8 protein-coding genes and 1 CRISPR repeat array are annotated in these 19,933 nt (G+C 38.4%); of the genes, 7 read left to right on the top strand and 1 reads right to left on the bottom strand.

The features are described 5' to 3' along the window. The first annotated feature begins 102 nt into the window (after positions 1-102). The 6 genes from SACI_RS09025 to SACI_RS08995 all read left to right on the top strand — a co-directional run bounded on the left by SACI_RS09025 (position 103) and on the right by SACI_RS08995 (position 17,183). On the top strand, positions 103-2,670 hold the full coding sequence (locus SACI_RS09025) for a hypothetical protein (protein WP_230937933.1): 2,568 nt from the start codon (positions 103-105) through the stop codon (positions 2,668-2,670). Beyond that, positions 2,667-3,722, top strand: coding sequence for a type I-D CRISPR-associated protein Cas7/Csc2 (cas7d, locus tag SACI_RS09020; RefSeq protein ID WP_011278681.1), 1,056 nt, complete (start codon positions 2,667-2,669; stop codon positions 3,720-3,722). The genes SACI_RS09025 and cas7d overlap by 4 nt, the downstream gene beginning before the upstream one ends. Next, complete coding sequence (locus SACI_RS09015) at positions 3,709-4,476, top strand: CRISPR-associated protein (protein ID WP_011278680.1); 768 nt, start codon at positions 3,709-3,711, stop codon at positions 4,474-4,476. The genes cas7d and SACI_RS09015 overlap by 14 nt, the downstream gene beginning before the upstream one ends. A gap of 125 nt (positions 4,477-4,601) precedes the next feature. Beyond that, positions 4,602-6,602, top strand: coding sequence for a DEAD/DEAH box helicase (locus SACI_RS09010; protein WP_230937934.1), 2,001 nt, complete (start codon positions 4,602-4,604; stop codon positions 6,600-6,602). A gap of 1,083 nt (positions 6,603-7,685) precedes the next feature. Further along, a CRISPR array of direct repeats spans positions 7,686-15,611; the repeat unit is 24 nt; unit sequence GTAATAACGACAAGAAACTAAAAC. Between the two features lie 259 nt (positions 15,612-15,870). Next, complete coding sequence (locus tag SACI_RS09000) at positions 15,871-16,413, top strand: hypothetical protein (RefSeq protein ID WP_011278678.1); 543 nt, start codon at positions 15,871-15,873, stop codon at positions 16,411-16,413. 581 nt (positions 16,414-16,994) lie between these two features. Beyond that, positions 16,995-17,183, top strand: a complete 189-nt coding sequence (locus tag SACI_RS08995; RefSeq protein WP_015385697.1) for a hypothetical protein — start codon at positions 16,995-16,997, stop codon at positions 17,181-17,183. 783 nt (positions 17,184-17,966) lie between these two features. Here SACI_RS08995 and SACI_RS12270 read toward each other — a convergent pair. Then, the gene (locus tag SACI_RS12270) at positions 17,967-18,146 is read right to left on the bottom strand and encodes a hypothetical protein (RefSeq protein WP_230937935.1); all 180 of its coding nucleotides are present in this window, start codon (positions 18,144-18,146) and stop codon (positions 17,967-17,969) included. A gap of 289 nt (positions 18,147-18,435) precedes the next feature. On the opposite strand from SACI_RS12270, the gene SACI_RS12265 reads away from it, so the two are divergent. Then, positions 18,436-19,662 carry a serine/threonine-protein kinase gene (locus SACI_RS12265; RefSeq protein ID WP_230937936.1) on the top strand — a complete coding sequence of 409 codons (1,227 nt, stop codon included), beginning with the start codon at positions 18,436-18,438 and terminating at the stop codon, positions 19,660-19,662. Positions 19,663-19,933 lie beyond the last annotated feature (271 nt).

The following is a 19,933-nucleotide window of genomic DNA, read 5'->3' as shown; positions in this document are numbered from 1 at the left end:
TATTACTTCAAAGTTTAAAAATTATTTTGATGAAAACCTACAATTTAGTAAGGGCTTTTCCCCGGCGAAATGTTTTTATATGTGGAGAAGGATACAACTATTATGGAATACAATGATTTAGTGAAAACTGCTTTGAGCTCCATCACGTTCAAGGAAGGTGTCAGAGAGGCTAAAGTCCGTTCTCCACAGAGCTTCGCGTTCCACACAATATCAGTTGGCACTATAGCTTACGAGATATGTAGGACAATCTATGAAATGAGTGATACAGGTAAGACGACTCTTGATACTCTTTCTAAAACATATTCCATACCATGGGAGCAACTCTGCTTCTTTGGCGGGTTTATCCATGACTGGAATAAGTTACCCGGTGAAGATGAGTCTGTTCAAAATAAGGAGGACAGAATGGCTAAAAAAGAGGAGGAAGCAAGGGCTATAATAACAAGGATAGCTGAGCTAACTAAGAACCCCAATATTAAACCTGACCTCTTTATAAGGAGGATAGCCCTTACTGCTGAGGGTCCACTACCAGATACTCTACATCTACCCCTATGGATAGCAGTGAAGTTAGGGGACATGTTGATGATAAGCGATATCAGGAGTGTTAACGATGTCTATTACTTCATGAACTCTCCCAGCTATTTACAGGCTATAAATGCTCTGAAAAGTGTGTACGGAATTGAGTTGAGGACTTTATCTTCTTCTCCCAGGTTATTCACACTTATTGCCTCCAAGCGTTTGGTAGAACAGTTGAAGTCAGAGGCTGTCCCATTAATCTCCTATACCGACGGGTTAGTTTACCTCTCAAGGGTGAACTCCCAACCGATATTTCTGTCAAAAGTGTATAATGTGATGGAAGAGATAATGTATGGCTCTGGCAGTGAGGACAATTTAAACAATGTGAAGGAAAACTTGAACAAATGCCTACAAAAGAACATAGATATTTTCAAAGAGTTGGAACTCAAACCAGAAGTTATAGACGACGAAGAGAGAGTAAAACAAATACCCAATTCCATTTTCCCCTCAAAAATATGCAAGCCATTTGAGGACTTAGTTGGTCTGCTTAAGCCAGAGAGTGTCTCGAAGCTTATTGACGATCTGGTGGCAGAGTACAAAGATGTAGCGCCTTGGGCTTTAATATTGTACTTTGCTGAGAAGTCCAATAAGAAAGACCAGATCAAGAAAGAGCTGGGCTTAGGGAAGGCAAAAGAATATGTAAAGACCTTCAAGTCTGAGGAATTATTAGAGAAGTTAATCCCTGTCTTAAAGAAACTATATGGACAGAAGAGAGAGACTATAGACCAAAATCTGCTCTCGTTTGTAAAGAAATCCTTCGGAGGAGACATTGAAGATGATCTGTCAAAGGTTGTCAAAGAACCCATGTCCTACTGTATAGTTTGTGGTATGCCAATATATGAGGAGAGTGCAAGATTTACCCAATATGGATTCTCTATAGGCGCTAGGGGTGGAACAGTAGAGATCTTCATCCCGAGGGCTAAGGCTATGGATGACATAGACAGGCTAAGAGATGACTGGAAAATCTGCCCAATATGTAACTTTGAGGCAGGCTATCTCTCTAAAGTTTCAAAACCACCTTTCGCACTAGTTTCCTTTTACCCTGGTATACCGATAAGGCTCTTGGAGTCAATAAATGTAGGTAATGATTACGAGGGAGATGTGTTTCAAATGATTGAGGAAAACTCATACTACTATGATGTATTCGAGAGTAGCGGTGGTGATATCAAGAGTGGGTCAGACCAAAACTTAATAGTCAGTTACTTGAGTTCAAAGATACTAGTTCCCTATAGGCATTTCACAGATAAGGATATCAGAATTTCCACTAGGTTAAGCAAAACTGATGTAAATGATCTCATGAGGTATGTTCCACTACTTTCCATAGTATATCTTGCTTCACCTGTCTTTATCTCGTCTACAATAATGAACATCCCTATGGAAGAGGGTAAGATCAAGGTGGACTCGGTCTTCAACTACAGCTGGATGACGTACAGTAAGGAGAGGAAAGACGTTAACTACAGAACATTGCTCATATTGTTAGCATATAAGTCTAAGTATGAGGCACTTGTGAGTATCTGTAGGGGTAGTGATATTGAAAATTGCGTTAACTCCATGGTGGAGGAATCTGACTTGTACTACGCCGTTGACCCCTCACTTTTTGTAATAGCGTTTGGGTTGGGAATAGGTTCCGTAATGGACGAGAATAAACAATTTTACGACTCAATTTTACGTTATTTAAATTTTTTAGATTTCGTAATGGGAGAGGTGAGTGAAATGGGTGAAACCTTATCTTCTTCAATAAATCTCCTTTCCTCAGAACTAGTCAATGTAATAAAGAAAAGGTCCTCCAAATACGATGTTGTAGGTTTCTTCAGGGACGGAGTTGACGTATTCTTTAGGACCTCTTCTCTAACACTAAAGAAGGAGGACAGGATCAATTTGGCGGTGAGTGATGCAATCAGTTCCCTAGAGAGCAAGTACACATTAAGAGATGAGTCCAAGTCAAAACTATTTTTTGCCCTTAGAGATATTTTTGAGAAGTTATACGATATAGAAAATAATAGTGATAGGAGTCTTGCTATACGTATAGCAAACTCCTTGACTACTTGGATCTACTTACAGTTTTTATATTTCGAAAGGAGTGGTGAGAAAAAGTGAAAGGTAAAGATTTAGTGAAGGATTTGTTTGGAGATAAAGCCATTGATTTTTTTTCTAACCTAAGTAAAGAAGACCCAAACGCTGTGATACCAAGAGGAAGAGTAGTAAATGTCTATGTCACATTACAAGCTGAAAATGAGCTATTGATAAGACACGAGGGAGGAGAAGACATATCACTAGCAACACTGGGAAGTGAGAAATATCCAATCATATTATATGATAAGATCCAGTCGGCATGGAGGAGGAATCTTTTAGCGTTATTGAGGAAAGACTATGACAAACACATAAGTGAAATTGACGCCCTAAGAGGAAAGAGCAACCCTTGGAACTGTATGCTTAGACCCACATCGGCAGCTAAGAGGGAGGAAGAGAAAATGGGTGGACTTTGCAGAGAGTGTCCTAACTGTATGACGTTCGGCTTTGCTGTAGCTGAAGATGCTAAGTACAACTTAAAGAGCAGAGTTGAGGGTGACCTGTTCATAGCTACTACTCCTGAGCAGAAGAGCGTAGTGGTCAGGACATTTAACGCAGTTGATGACGCGACGAAGACTACATTTATAGAAACTGAGGGTACTAGAACTGGAAGTCTATTCAGGTTATCATTGGTAAAGGGTGGTACCTTATTTGTTGGTAAAGTATCAATGAAGGACGTAACACCGGCTGAGTTCAGTGTATTGGTTTTGTCCTTAGCGACAACTGCGAGGATAGGCGGTAATACCACAGACTTCGGTAAAGTAAAAATAAGGATACCCGCTGTAATACTATCACCTTATGAAATGTCATCTGGCTTAGACCTATTCAACAGCGCTAAGGGTCTGGACAGTGTAGACCAGGTGAACGCAAAGGTAAGGGAGAGGGTGAAGAACTTCAGTAAGGAGGGATTAGTGTACACTTTCGATGACTTAGGAGACCTAGTGGTAAAGAAACTGACAGACAACGGTAACATAGACCATGAGATAATGTTAGAGGCTTGGAAAGACGCTATTAACCTCAGGAAGTCAATAGAGCTATTCGTACAGTCCAAGAAAGGGACTAAAGATGAGAGTTCTTGAGGCGCAGTTCACCTTAGAAGGTGTACTAATATTTTCCACAGAGGTGAGACCTGCAGTATCACAGGGTCAGGCAAAGGGATCTTACATAAACCCTTTGCCATACATACACAATTATCCGGTAATGTATGGGCTAATGGGAAAGTCAGCTGAGGCGTACTTTGTGATCCCATCTTTACATGAAAAAACTTATGCCGGTAAGGTAGGTCTAAGATATACCTCCATCAGTGATATGATCAGTAAGTTTAAAAGAGGTCAAGAGGACTCCCTGTACGCTTTTCCTCTCATGCCTAAGCGTATAAAGACTATGTCCTTCCTGATGTCCTCAGAGTCATGGAGCTACGCTTTACCTGTCAGGGGGAGGATAAAGAACGTATACCCCAGGTTGACAAGCTATACGGCATTTGCCCCAGAGAGCGTCTTTTTCACTTATTTAATCGTAGTTGGAAACCCCCCTCTTCCTAAGTGGATAAGAATAGGTAAAAAGAGGTGGGGGATTATGAGGGTCGATGTGAAGGAGATACAGGACTTCAAGGTAGAGAAGGTCAAAGATGAAGTGACTAATATTCCCGTAAACATCAAAGACGCAGAGGAGTTCGGATATAAGATAAAGTCCTCTTCCAAGTTAATAGAGACCCCTAACATTGAGGAGGGTGTAATAGGCTGGGCTACCCTCGATGAGTGCGTTCAGATAGTGACAAGAGGGTCTAAGATATGCTTACCTATACCAGAAGGGGTGTATAATAGTGCGATGTAGAGTGTCATTCATGAATAATCGCTGCAGGGGTCTTAAGACTACTACAGTTGAACGTGTATATTTTCACGTTTCAACTTATGGTGAGGTGATAGTAGACGTATGTACGTGAGGTGGTAGTCAAGGAAGTGTACCTCGAAGAGGGGAAAGTGACAGTAAACGGTATAAGACTACGTAAGTTTCAGGAGGAACTTCTCTACAGTCTCGATAAGTACAGGAGGATACTTCTCAGGGCTCCTACTGGATCAGGGAAGACATTCACCCTCATTGTCAGCCTACTTAAAAATTTAGGGAGAGGTATGCCTGTAACTGGTCTATACCCGTCAAAGTCCCTAGTGTACGACCAGTACGAGTCCTTAAAGAACACATTGATAAGGATGGGGTTTTCAAACAACGGCGACTACTTCATGGGTAAGATTAAGGTGGAGGGAGTAGACCAATCTGAGGGTATTCCGGAAGAGGAAGAGGTGAAGCTTAGAGTTGTGAAGTTGACCAGTGATACTAAGAGGGAGGTGTTTGAGAGCTTAGAACATTTCATCCCTAACCCTAAAGAGTTACTACTTGTTCTCACAGTCCCAGAATATCCTTACATGTTCCTCTCTACCCTAGGGAAAAGTCCCCACTCGTCTCAGTTAATAGAGATGGCTATGAAGGGAATAAGGTCAGTTAACATGAGTAAAGCTACCCTAGTTAACTTGTTCAATGATTTTTCCAGGTTCTTCAATGGCTACTTTTTTGTTGATGAGTTCCACCTATATAACGGTATAGAGAGGAGCTCACTCAATGTATTGGTGGACATGGTCGAGTTTTACTGGAAGTACCTAGGGACCCCGCATAGTATAGTCTTCTCCTCAGCAACCCCTACATCCATGACTTTTGATAAGGTAATTACAGCTCAGTCAGGACAAGGTAACTCAGTAATACGGAAGAGGACCAAGGTGGTGTTTCACTTAGTCCTAGGTGAAAGACAGGCTACTACTCAGAGTAATTCAAACATAGACGTTTCGAACAGAGGTAGCAACCCCCAGGAAGCTTTAGTAAATTACATCATTTCAATGGCTGAGCCACCAACTAAGAAGACAGGGATTATACTTGATAGGGTGTACTACATAGCAGAGCTCTGTGACAAAATAACCTGGAACGACGTAGCACTAATATGGGGACTAGATGTAAGTTATGGGAGATGCGTCAAGAGAGACGTGGGTAGGGAGTCGAAAGTGATAGTTGGAAACAACGCCCTGTCATTTGGAGTCGACATACCTGACCTCGACTTAGGGTATATAACGTCTAACGATGCAGAAACACTTATACAGCGTTTTGGGAGGTTTGGTAGAATGAACAAGAATATAAGTTCAAATAGTCCAAGTGAGTCAACCGCTGAGGTGCACATATTTGTTGAGGCTAACAAAAGGGCAGCGGACTCGCTAAACAAGGTGAACGGAAAAGAGTTAACTTATGAGGAATTCATTCAACTAATAAATAACATATATCAAGGGAGAGTCTATGATAAGTTGGACCAACTAGAGTTCTCGAGGTTAAGGGAGAAAATAATATTTGACACCTTCCTGTTGGCATACTATATAGCAAACGGTGATATGGCACTACCGGTAATGAGAGAGAATTGGAGGGATGTAGACGCAACGATTAATGTAAGACCTTCATCAGAAGACTACTTCAAGATATTTGCCTTCAGACCCGAAGGAATTGAAGGTAAAATCTGTGGGGACTCAGGGACGGAGAACTTCTTCACTCTACTCAGAAACTTCAGGTATAACAGTGAGGGAGACTGTTTCCAGCTCAAAGACCCCTTAAAGGAGTACCCCTACTTATTGGTGGACAAGCTTAAAGGCATAGAGGAGTGTAAAATAACGACTTTTCTGGACTTCATGGATAAGGCGTATCACCCAAACCTAGTCTTGAGTAGGAATGGGATAATAAAGACCAAGCCCAAGAATATAGACTCACTGAAAAACACTTACCTGATCCCAATAACTCCGAAATGCATACAGTGGGATAATTTCAGCAATATGGCTAACCTAGTTTCGAGTTATGCCTCTGCCCTTGTCGTATGTGAGGGAGACCTGAAAGAATACTGTAGATACCCTAAAGCACTACTTTTGTTTTTATGAGAAAATTCCTAGATAGTAAACTGTACAACGAGAATTTTTTACCTACTCGGTGTGGAGCATGGGGAGAGAGTTTTCCTTCTTATTCCATTACTTTTTACTGTAATATACATTAACTATGACAAGTCAACAGGATCAAGGAATAATTAGAGGGTGACGTGAAAAATTAGCTGAAAACTCTCATGGTAGGCTTCAAAACTGTTAATGTTACCTGAAAGGAGTCTTGAACTAATTAAGCCAACAAGAATATTATTATCATCATTACTACAAACACTAACTAGTTAAACTCTCTACTGAGTATAACCTACTTCGTGTCGAGAATTAGTTTTTAAATCACAAAAATCAGTTCGTATGGACGAAAAGTATCGGTGCCCCTTAGTCACTTGCTTAAAACTCTCTGAGATTTCCCTACGAGGATCCCCTCTTATTTAGTCACTTAGTTAAAACACTAAAACCTAACGGAAAGATAGTATAGATAATTTGCTTATTCTAGTTTAGGTCTACATAGGAGAATGAGCAATGGTATAACGTACATTATGTTCATATCCCGTGGTACCACTATTAGTCATAAGGACACAGTCGTAGTTGTCTTTACATTCATATGTGGAATTATTTTTGAACAATTTAATATGTTGTAGGGCTTGGGATCTCATGAACAGTTACAGTAGGTGAGCCTCTACACTTACTTCATTGAAGTTTGTCCACTGCGTTAAAAAGTGTAATATATAAAAATTTTTAAGTTACAAATATACCTTTAAAAATTTTTAATTTTATTACATGCCTAGATAATTAAAAGTAAGAGCTTCATTGAGTCTAGTAGTAAACTGTCTAAAATTCATAGAATTTTATTATACACTTATTAGTCTACCAGGAGAACATCGAAGAAATTCATGGATAAACATAAAAAAAGAAATGGAAGTGGTATTATGTTATTTCCTTCCGTATCCTTACGTAAAATGGTTTTAGGGTTACCCTGTGTAGCCTAAAACTCCCTTCCGTACCTAAGGGCACAAAATTGACAATGAAGGAGAGAAAATATTTATAAACCAGGAAATAAGAATGTAAAATTGATGGAGGCAAGGATCAGTAATAACGACAAGAAACTAAAACAGAAAATATCTCAAGGAGGGCGAGGAAGTATGCGAAAGGTAATAACGACAAGAAACTAAAACTGGATGCTGAGTTAACTCCCCAGTTTACCGTAGTAATAACGACAAGAAACTAAAACTTTTAGCCTGACCATTTCCCTCGTTAAAAAATAAGGAAAGTAATAACGACAAGAAACTAAAACTTTCACGCTCCATGACCTCAGTGAATATCTCATTGTAATAACGACAAGAAACTAAAACTCATAGGGGCTATATTCAACAATACGTTGCTCCAGTTGTAATAACGACAAGAAACTAAAACGAGAAGAAGCAAAGCATACCGCTCTACAAGGTTCCTTCAGTTGTAATAACGACAAGAAACTAAAACTATGTCGATCTGTCCGGTGTGCTGGTGGGCGAGCATGTAATAACGACAAGAAACTAAAACAAATAGTGGTTTCCAAGACTGTGCAAATGCTTTTTTATAGTAATAACGACAAGAAACTAAAACTTTTAGCTGTTTCTCCATTCCGTCCCACCAACTATGTAATAACGACAAGAAACTAAAACTAAAATATTTTAATGTTCCGGAGATAGATTATAACTGTAATAACGACAAGAAACTAAAACTGATATTTGGAGTGGTCGTGATTTTAATGGGAGCTGTAATAACGACAAGAAACTAAAACATTAACTACATCGCTAACAGCTTGGTACAGCCTGTGTAATAACGACAAGAAACTAAAACAACAAAAAAATGAAGTTTTGGGTTATGACTTTCTACGTAATAACGACAAGAAACTAAAACTAGAGGCACAATTACAGAATTTAGTAATTGATCAAAGGTAATAACGACAAGAAACTAAAACTGAATTCTGCCTTTTTATATAACGCATTACTGTGATCGTAATAACGACAAGAAACTAAAACTTTGAGACGCTGAAAGACGTAGCGAAAGACTCTGCGTAATAACGACAAGAAACTAAAACATTAAAATGCTGTAGAAACACTTGACCAAATATAGTAATAACGACAAGAAACTAAAACTAAAGGGATCCTGACCTAAGGACTATCGGGCTTACTTTGTAATAACGACAAGAAACTAAAACACTATCTCAGCTATCGTCACTATCGACATCTTCACGTAATAACGACAAGAAACTAAAACCATTTTATTTATATAGCCTCGTTGTATAGCTTCTGTAATAACGACAAGAAACTAAAACACTGCTAAAGAGCGCAGGTATTGCGCAAGACTACAGTAATAACGACAAGAAACTAAAACATAATATACGACGCTCTGGTTAGGTAAAGGTACTCTGTAATAACGACAAGAAACTAAAACAAAATTTCATTCTAAAGAGATAACAGATTTGGGCTGTAATAACGACAAGAAACTAAAACAGTGAATGCTTGTCCTGAGCCTAGTCTGTTTAACGGTAATAACGACAAGAAACTAAAACACATTTGCTGGAGTTCAGAAAATATCAGTAACCAAGTAATAACGACAAGAAACTAAAACAAAGTTGTTTCAGCCCCATCTTCAATAAGTGAAGGTGTAATAACGACAAGAAACTAAAACAACATAAAAAACACTGCTAGTTTCTATCTGATTAATGTAATAACGACAAGAAACTAAAACATAGATAAAATAAATAGTTAATGTTTCATAAAATCTGTAATAACGACAAGAAACTAAAACAACAACGTGATGATACTGACATTTGCGGGCTATTGTGTAATAACGACAAGAAACTAAAACGCTGTTCATATAACTGTAATAAATTAAGAAACTTGTAATAACGACAAGAAACTAAAACAACTCTTGAATTGTTAAGTCTTTAATGAATGCATGTAATAACGACAAGAAACTAAAACAATGTACACCGTAGCCATTTTTTTGCACTTCTTTGTAATAACGACAAGAAACTAAAACAAGAACAGCGATGTTTACAAGTCAGCACAAGACGTGTAATAACGACAAGAAACTAAAACCATTTTCTTGGTTTTATCTATTTACCGTTTTAAACGTAATAACGACAAGAAACTAAAACCTAGATTGTTAGCACCGTGCATTAGCAATAATGCGTTGTAATAACGACAAGAAACTAAAACGATTGCTGATGACGATGGAATAGTTACCACAAGCGTAATAACGACAAGAAACTAAAACTTTTATTTTCACCGACAAAACGAAAAAAATTGAATGTAATAACGACAAGAAACTAAAACTTAAAGAGGCAACAAAGCGAAAAATTCTATATGCCGTAATAACGACAAGAAACTAAAACTTGTTGTGCTAACTGGTTTATCGCATCCCCTATTCGTAATAACGACAAGAAACTAAAACTTATGTTATTTGTACAAACTTCTTAGTTGCCAATTGTAATAACGACAAGAAACTAAAACTTCTTGTAGTTTCGGGAAGACATTCTCACTGGTGTAGTAATAACGACAAGAAACTAAAACTAGTAGTAGTTAATACTGCTGACTGAATTTTTCTTAGTTGTAATAACGACAAGAAACTAAAACTTTATTTCAAAAAGTTACACTATAAAGATGAATTAGTAATAACGACAAGAAACTAAAACTTGGGTAAGATCTAGACCTTATGTTCCTCTTTCTGTAATAACGACAAGAAACTAAAACTTGGGATATATTGCACAGACAAACTTTGTCTCCGTAATAACGACAAGAAACTAAAACATGTTAGGAATATTGTTAAAAATCCGCCTATAATTCCGATGTAATAACGACAAGAAACTAAAACATTTTTTATGCCATACCAACCCATTTTAATCAAAGTAATAACGACAAGAAACTAAAACCAGTATATGCGTGTTGATGATTTTCTGAAGACTTGTAATAACGACAAGAAACTAAAACATAGCAAAGTACGAATAATCTATATTCCTGACCTGTAATAACGACAAGAAACTAAAACATATCTCATGGTTATGTTTCTTCAGATCCAGGCTGTAATAACGACAAGAAACTAAAACGCGGCAGCTACTGGGTCTAACGCCTTCCACTCGATGTAATAACGACAAGAAACTAAAACACATAAGCCAGCTAAAGAAGACGTATCTGACTGAGGTAATAACGACAAGAAACTAAAACATTATAAGTAAGGGCTGACTTGTTGAGTAAGACTGGTGTAATAACGACAAGAAACTAAAACATGATTATGAAATTTGTACAGCAAATGTTGATGAGAAGTAATAACGACAAGAAACTAAAACAATGTCTTTTTTTATATAAATTTTTCGAGTCCTAATGTAATAACGACAAGAAACTAAAACAGGGAAAAGATCCTCTTCCTAGCTCCTTTCTCTTGGTAATAACGACAAGAAACTAAAACCCTGTACAACGAAAACGGGACATTGTGGGCAATACAGTAATAACGACAAGAAACTAAAACCTCGACCTCTTCTACTACTTCTGGTGGTGCACCCATGTAATAACGACAAGAAACTAAAACTTAATTAAAGCGGCAAGCTCTCTAGCCAGGCTAGATCCCTTGTAATAACGACAAGAAACTAAAACAAAACAATGTTTTAGTTTTACAGACATTATAAAATTGTAATAACGACAAGAAACTAAAACACTTCAAGAATGGAATACATTTGTTAAAAATTTGCTGTAATAACGACAAGAAACTAAAACGCCCAAGCTCAGGCTGGAAACAGTGGAAATCCGCGTAATAACGACAAGAAACTAAAACATATAACAAAGCGCATTGCTGATACGTTACACAGAGTAATAACGACAAGAAACTAAAACTCCATGCCCTCGCCCCCGCCTTTTCTTTTTCTTTGTAATAACGACAAGAAACTAAAACTTCCACATTGATGAGGTAAGCCTCTGAAAAGGTTTGTAATAACGACAAGAAACTAAAACTGTGACCAAATTGAGGCAGAAGTATCCGCAGGGGAAGTAATAACGACAAGAAACTAAAACACCCCTGACTTTGTCCTTAAAGATAATGAGTTCTTTGTAATAACGACAAGAAACTAAAACAGAAAATGAGTAGTGAAGTTAAGACAAAAAATAAGTCAGTAATAACGACAAGAAACTAAAACTTCACTGTCAAATTTGTCTAGCAGTTCTTTTGCGACTTGTAATAACGACAAGAAACTAAAACATTATACCACGCCAAAGAGATGGCGTGAGGCGATAGTAATAACGACAAGAAACTAAAACTATTTGAAGGCTTCCCTTAGGGCGTTCTTTAGCGGTAATAACGACAAGAAACTAAAACATCGGGCAGGTAGAAAGTCGCTAGGATCTCAGCGATGTAATAACGACAAGAAACTAAAACGTTAAATTCGGCGCCCCAGTAGAAGTCTTTCTCGCGTAATAACGACAAGAAACTAAAACCTATGTGTTGATGAGAGCACAGCTGGGCATGGAGCGTAGTAATAACGACAAGAAACTAAAACAGATGTAGAGAAAACGATCGATTTAAGGCATGCGAGTAATAACGACAAGAAACTAAAACAATAAATCAATCCTTTTTTTAAGGTCTTTCCAAGAGTAATAACGACAAGAAACTAAAACTCAACACAAGGAAACACTTACAATTGGTATGAGTATGAAGGTAATAACGACAAGAAACTAAAACCACTAGACACTGCAGGGACAGATATCAAAAACTTGTAATAACGACAAGAAACTAAAACGTGCCCCTGTCTCCTGCAGTTTTAACGCTAAATATCTGTAATAACGACAAGAAACTAAAACACCTATCACTTTCCTTGCGAATTCAACCAGTGTTAAGTAATAACGACAAGAAACTAAAACCACCAGCTGTGATGACATAGTCTTTGTCCAGTAATGGGTAATAACGACAAGAAACTAAAACTTCTTCATAAGGATGTATCTGTACCAGTTCACCAGTAATAACGACAAGAAACTAAAACGTCTTTACAGAACTTGGGGCGAAGTAGTATCCCGCAGTAATAACGACAAGAAACTAAAACGATGAACTCGCCTGTGTTACTTGATGTGTATAAGGAAGTAATAACGACAAGAAACTAAAACAACTCTGAGACTGAGGTTCTTTTTGTCTCACTAGATGTAATAACGACAAGAAACTAAAACATAGGCTAGAAGCTGCAAAGAGGCTGGGCTGGAAAGTAATAACGACAAGAAACTAAAACTACTGCAAGATCTACATTATAGTTCAATGATTTTGTAATAACGACAAGAAACTAAAACACGAGTCTCTTTATCAATATAGTGATGTTATCTACATGTAATAACGACAAGAAACTAAAACTTTTTTGCTTTTAGCTTTTCGTATTCTATTAATGATGTAATAACGACAAGAAACTAAAACAGTGGCTTAATGTACCTTTTGGTACTGACTATCCAATGTAATAACGACAAGAAACTAAAACGCTGATAGATAAAGATAAAATAAAAATAGACTTTGTAATAACGACAAGAAACTAAAACGTCTACTTTAAGTGAACTTTATTGTAATCGTATCAAAGTAATAACGACAAGAAACTAAAACTAAGCGTCTAAATAAGTTACCGACAATTGTTATGTAATAACGACAAGAAACTAAAACATTGTTGAGAGATGCTACTTATGAAGAAAATGGAAGTAATAACGACAAGAAACTAAAACCTTCATAACTCAACAAAACAAATAAGGTATGCCACTCTGTAATAACGACAAGAAACTAAAACCTTAGCGTAAGAGAGCGTATATTATGCAGCGTATATTGTAATAACGACAAGAAACTAAAACAATTTTCAGAGTCACTTACTTGGAAATTTTGTCTCTCGTAATAACGACAAGAAACTAAAACCAAAAACTGCCGTTTAATGCGCCACTTCTAGAACAAGTAATAACGACAAGAAACTAAAACTTTTGAGAATAGAGTCTATGAAATCTCCTTTTATTGTAATAACGACAAGAAACTAAAACAGGTTCACTCACCCTCGCCTCGCAAGATATTCCAAAGTAATAACGACAAGAAACTAAAACACAATTCTTTCTTTTTTTATAGCTGTTGTACACATTCCTGTAATAACGACAAGAAACTAAAACTAGTAATATCTAGCGACTTCCATAATTGCTGATGCGTAATAACGACAAGAAACTAAAACATTATAAAATTGATGTATTATACATTTGCAGAAATGTAATAACGACAAGAAACTAAAACCGCTATTCTCAAGTACTCTGCGATCTCGCCCTCTGAAAGGTAATAACGACAAGAAACTAAAACTTCATATCGCTCTTTTGAATACTTCATCAATTCTTGTTGTAATAACGACAAGAAACTAAAACTTTTATATTCTGTTGTTCATTTTTTATATCATTTGTAATAACGACAAGAAACTAAAACATATTATTAGGAATGACAGCCGGAGCTACTACTGTGTAATAACGACAAGAAACTAAAACTTGTACAAAAAAGCTGAATTTAAGCAAGTCGGAATGTAATAACGACAAGAAACTAAAACATTTAGTTTGAATATTATGAGTAATTGAGAGTTGGTGTAATAACGACAAGAAACTAAAACTTGCTACAGGAAATGGAGAAGGTGAATATCAGGGAGGGTAATAACGACAAGAAACTAAAACTTTTATCTTCAAAGAGTTGAAAAAGAGAGGGTTAGATAGTAATAACGACAAGAAACTAAAACCTTTCTTCTTCATCTTTATCGATCAAAATTAGCCTTAGCAATAACGACAAGAAACTAAAACTTTATTATCAAGAGCATTAAGTAATTTTGGAAGACCGGTAATAACGACAAGAAACTAAAACTAATAACTCTCCTACCTTTTCTATTTTTAGCATTTGGGTAATAACGACAAGAAACTAAAACTATTTCGTAATCTTCTATAAGTTTTGAGTTGAATGGCGTAATAACGACAAGAAACTAAAACGTATAGTACTGGTGTATTACTTCCAGATATCCCTGTAATAACGACAAGAAACTAAAACCACTCTCTTCAATCCGATTATATCAATTTACTACAGTAATAACGACAAGAAACTAAAACGATTACTGCAGTGATGATGAAATATCGTGCTAATGATGTAATAACGACAAGAAACTAAAACGTTGTAGTCATTCCAGTAATGACTAAGATATTGTGTGTAATAACGACAAGAAACTAAAACTGTAATACAATATTACGCTAGCAATACAACAAACATAGTAATAACGACAAGAAACTAAAACACACTCGCCGACTCTCTCTCATTTATTGCGAGATAGTAATAACGACAAGAAACTAAAACGTGTTGTTCGAGACTTCTACTGCCATTAATATTAGGTAATAACGACAAGAAACTAAAACGATTACTTTATGCTTTATTCAAATATAGAATAAAAAGTAATAACGACAAGAAACTAAAACGTTGGGTATTTAAGCTTACGCATTATATTTTTGAGGTAATAACGACAAGAAACTAAAACGATTACTGCAGTGATGATGAAATATCGTGCTAATGATGTAATAACGACAAGAAACTAAAACTAATATAGCGACCACAGAACTCTTGCTATATTTCGTAATAACGACAAGAAACTAAAACCTCTCAAGAAATTCCAAAAGTTTATCAAACTCCTCGTAATAACGACAAGAAACTAAAACTTTCTACATTATGTACTACCGATAAAACATGTGATCAGTAATAACGACAAGAAACTAAAACTTCTCTTGGTTCAAAACCACTTAAATCTTCGTTATTTGTAATAACGACAAGAAACTAAAACTTTTCATCAACATCTTGACTCCGGTATTCGACATCAGTAATAACGACAAGAAACTAAAACAGTGGTCAGGGCTAGATATCTGCCCACTACCAACTGTAATAACGACAAGAAACTAAAACTATCAAGAAAAATAGGGCTAGCCCAATTCCAATGATGTAATAACGACAAGAAACTAAAACTCCATGTAAAATATCATGACACATATATTAATTTTGAAGCAAAATTTTACGTCCCAAATGTTATCGCTTATGTAGGGTTATAACGTGTCCCTTGTGTGGTTATGAGAATCAGTACTCATACAAAGTTGATTACCATATTGATCCAATCTCGGCGGAGGGGGAGTCTGCAACGTTAAATGTTCCCTCCTTCAACTCTGCTGTAACAAATAAGGAAAAAGTTTTTATTCTCTCAATATTTTGATTTAGTTTATGAGGATAATTGACGAGACTAATTGACATAGTGAAGAGTAATCCGAAGATTCTCCTGTATTTGCTGCTTCCAGCGTATGTACCCATTTTTCTCACCGTTATAGCCATTATTGAAGCGTTGACGGCAGTCCCTCATTTAAGTGAAGTAACGCCTTTACTAATTATCACACCTATAATAACTGTGTTCTTCGTTCCCGCAATAGCATTCTCGTTGTACCCAAATCTACCTCTGGAGGTGGTAAGAACTGGAAGAGACCTAGTTTTAAGAGGAGTTTGGAGAAAATACGTACTGAAAGACTTTGAATTACTAGGTGAGGAAATGCCCATTTTGCCACAAAAATACCTTATTCTTGGACCTCACTTTGACCCATTTGGCGCGGTTAACAAGAACTTGAAATACCCTACGTGGATGAGGCTTAATGTCGAGAACTACGGCGAAGTGATGGTCTTCACTGCGTACGACTGCGGGAAGTGGTATTTGGTAAAAGGTAAGGGTGGTCGTGACGGAGAGGAGTACGCATTCATCTGCACTAAGGAGTTTTGGGTAAGCTGAGGTCATAGAGTTATGAGATGTGAAGATAGGGTATCACGGCGTAGTCTTAATGGCGATCGATGGTCCTCTGGCGAGGAAGGGAGAAGCTGTAAGCTTAGTGAAGTAAGAACGTGAGGAAACTAGAACTGAGCTTCTAGGTATCTAATGAGGATAATTGTATAGAGTGATAATGATAAAAAACAGAAATATACTGACACTAATTATATTTTGCATTAATATTGAGAAAAATTTTACAAGATGAAAATTTACCAAAAAGTATTTATAGATTTTTATTTCTATTCCGTTTAATATGCATAAGGTCTATCCTTTCATGGTTTACGCCGTAACTTCACTCCATATGGGCGTAAGAATGGGGTCAGGTATTGTTGATCTACCAGTGTAGAGAGATCCGATGGGACACCCTATAATATTCTCCTCATCTTTTAGGGGAGCGCTAAAACATTTATGCGTAACAAAGTTCTCGACGTCATCTATCTCGTCAAAGGAGAATGAGCCTAAGGTGTTAGAGCCGAAGCGGGTGGAATATTAGCGACCATTTTATATCTCTTTGCCTTTTCGGCGCAGAGAGTTAACCTGGAGGGATGGGAACTTCAAAGGTCTCAATGACTGATATGACAGTATTAGCTATTAGAGTGAGACTTGTTAACTTAACTGAGAATTTAGCAATACCCATTCGCCCTGGAGACAAAGTGGATGTAATGACAGTGAATTCAAAGAGCTATAAGGAGAGACTATACCTTGTCTTGGGAGAGAGGGCTGTCATTAACTAGAGATATTGGAGGAGTACCAAGGTCTAAAAGCACTCGTCATATCAGAGTGCTCAGCTACATCACCAGTCAGGTCGCGACTCCATCATCACTAGTAAATTCTCTGACTGCGTGAAAATAAATGATAGGTACTCCTTCACCCTTATAACCGGAGACTACTGGAAATCTCAGAGTATCAAGACGGAGAACTACGTCATCACTAGTCATTGTTGAAAGATAACATAATGTAGACAAGATACACGGTTAGAGTGTTTATGTTTTATAGTAGTCATTGAGGAGGAATGGCTAGAACTCACAATATTTATTAAAGTAAGTACAACATCTCTAACTAATGGGAGACGGAAACTCTTCTGATCCCTTGGTAGGGCTCTGTCTCATAATCATAGCGTTTACCTTCTTGTTCACGTCCTGGAACTACTTTAGTGCAATAATACCCTCTGTCTTGAGCTCAGTCCAGGGTAAAGACTTCGTATCGTCTGTCCTTTACTCAATGGAAGTTAAAAGTTCAATCTACCAGTTAAAGGGAGAGCCAAGTGATCAACTAGTCCAGGCGGAAGTAACATTCATGGGTATTTTCTTCAACCCAGTTAGCATGCAGAACTTGGAGTACTTAGCCCTAAGGGTACAGGGTGTTCCTGACGGAGATGCCTTTAACTGGTTCCCTGTATGGATCGTAACAGGGATTGACTTCTTAGCAGGGGTAGTACTGGCTAAGAGGGCTTATGACTTAAGGTCACGTGGGCTAGCCCTGGTGTCCACCTCTATGATCACCAGTAGCACTGTACTTTACTTTGCTAGACCACAAGAGCCGTTCCTAAAGTTCTTCCTTTTACCAGAGAGCCTACTCTTTGTTGTGGGGCAGATAGTCTCTGGTCTAGAGCTCAGGAGGGAGTCGAAGTTAGGGGCATTATTTGTGGCACTCCCAATCTTCCCGGTAATTAACCTCTTTGGCTTCGGCTGGCTCACCGTACTTGAGGGTAGCAGGGTGTATACTCAGCCCATGAACATTACATCATCAACACAGTACTCCAAGGACGAACTTCTGCAGGAGTTCGTAAACTCACTGCTAAACCGTGAGTACGACAACGCCAGGGCTGTGTTAGCGGAGCTGGAGAACCAGGGGGTAGGTGTGGAGGAGGCGTTTAACGAGTTTGTCAGGGCTACACGTACCTACAAGAGGTGTAACGAGGTAATTTGGCTAATGGACAACTTCCTCATAGACTACTGTAAGTGCAGGGAGTGTAGGGGGACTTCAGTGGAATGTGTGAAAACTACAGGCGATATACCTTACACAGTGGACAGACTACTGGAGTGCCTCAGGTGGGTGAACCAGAGTGAGGCTGTAGACTTAGCCAAGGTCGTACTACAGAAAGTGACCAAACAGGACCACAGGAGGGCTAAAGCTGAGGAAGTACTCAGGGCTATCTCTAGAGCTTCCACGAGCCGGACAACTGTTACGAACACTAGCAACCTACCTCCACTGGAGAAGTGGGACCCGAACCTCTGGGTCGGCAGAGAGATCTACGGGTATAAGGTGGAGAGCGTATTGGGTGAGGGTGGTACGTCTTATGTCCTCTCAGCAACTTCAGGTGAGAGGTTTGCGATCAAGGTACCAAAGCTCAGCCAGCCCTCTAGTTCAGCGACCAAGCTGAGTAAGGTCACCTTCGAGGAACTCTATAAGGAGTCCTCAAACTTGCAGAGGCTCTCTGAGGGGGTAGAGAACGTAGTGAAAATATATGGGATTTTCCTGGACATAAACCTCTTGAGGAGGATAGAGAGAGGTGAGGTGAAGTACTACCTCACTAACCCTCCTGCTATTGTCATGGAGTACATGGAGGGTGGTACGTTAGCAGACCTCATGAGGAATGACATTGTCGTGAACTCCTCTCATTGGGGTGATATAGTTAAAGTCGTGGCTAGAAAGGTGGCTAAGGCTTTGGACTACATACACAGTTCAGGCTATGTGCACTTAGACGTTAAGCCCCAGAACATATTCTTCTCCGCCCCTGTAGGTAAGACCGGGGGTGAGGTGTTTGACTCACTTGTCAAGGGAAGGAATGAGGTGAAACTGGGGGACTTGGGCTCAGCGAAGAGAGTAGGTGAGAGGGTATCTCAGTACACTCCAAACTACTGTCCTGTAGACCAGGTGGAGGCGTTAATAGTGGGCAAGGGAGCTGAGACCACAATGGACGTATATGCCTTTGGTGCTACCATATATACTGCACTTACGGGTAAGGCGTTTAGTCCCCCTGAGGTCGTGGGCTTAGTTGAGGAGGCTGTAGAAGACTACACGAGGGGTGGAAGCCCCTTAGGTAAGCTAAAGTTAGCTAGAGATAGGTATGAGGAATACTACTTTAACGTTCTGCCCTCAACTCTGACCAGTGCACCAAGGGAGATAAGTGAGGTGGTTATTAAGGCTACTCACCCTGACCCCTCCAAGAGGGCTAAGGTGAGTGAGTTGCTAAAGGTGCTGGAGAAGTGAGAAGTGGGGCTTAACTCGATTTGAAATAACTTCTTCCAACGTGAATTTTTCTAGTTAAAAAGAAACCGTGTTAACTTTCAGCGTGAACTAGTTTACAAGGAGTAGGTTTCATAAATCTTACACGTCAAGTCTAGGGTTAAAAATTAACCATTTATTCGCATTACTGAGACGCTATTCTGTATTTTATCTTTGAGAACTTGACCCTTTCATGTATTTAGACGACTTTTCCTAAGCCAATCTCCTTACCCTCCTCAGTCAACACTCCTACCTT

It is taken from the genome of Sulfolobus acidocaldarius DSM 639 (genome assembly GCF_000012285.1).
GTDB classification, from domain to species: domain Archaea; phylum Thermoproteota; class Thermoprotei_A; order Sulfolobales; family Sulfolobaceae; genus Sulfolobus; species Sulfolobus acidocaldarius.
This window is presented reverse-complemented; position numbering and strand designations above follow the sequence as displayed.

Coding starts and splice junctions, on each gene's coding strand:
- SACI_RS09025 (WP_230937933.1), top strand. CDS start 103: ATGGAATACAATGATTTAGTGAAAACTGCTTTGAGCTCCATCACGTTC.
- SACI_RS09015 (WP_011278680.1), top strand. CDS start 3,709: ATGAGAGTTCTTGAGGCGCAGTTCACCTTAGAAGGTGTACTAATATTT.
- SACI_RS08995 (WP_015385697.1), top strand. CDS start 16,995: ATGGGAACTTCAAAGGTCTCAATGACTGATATGACAGTATTAGCTATT.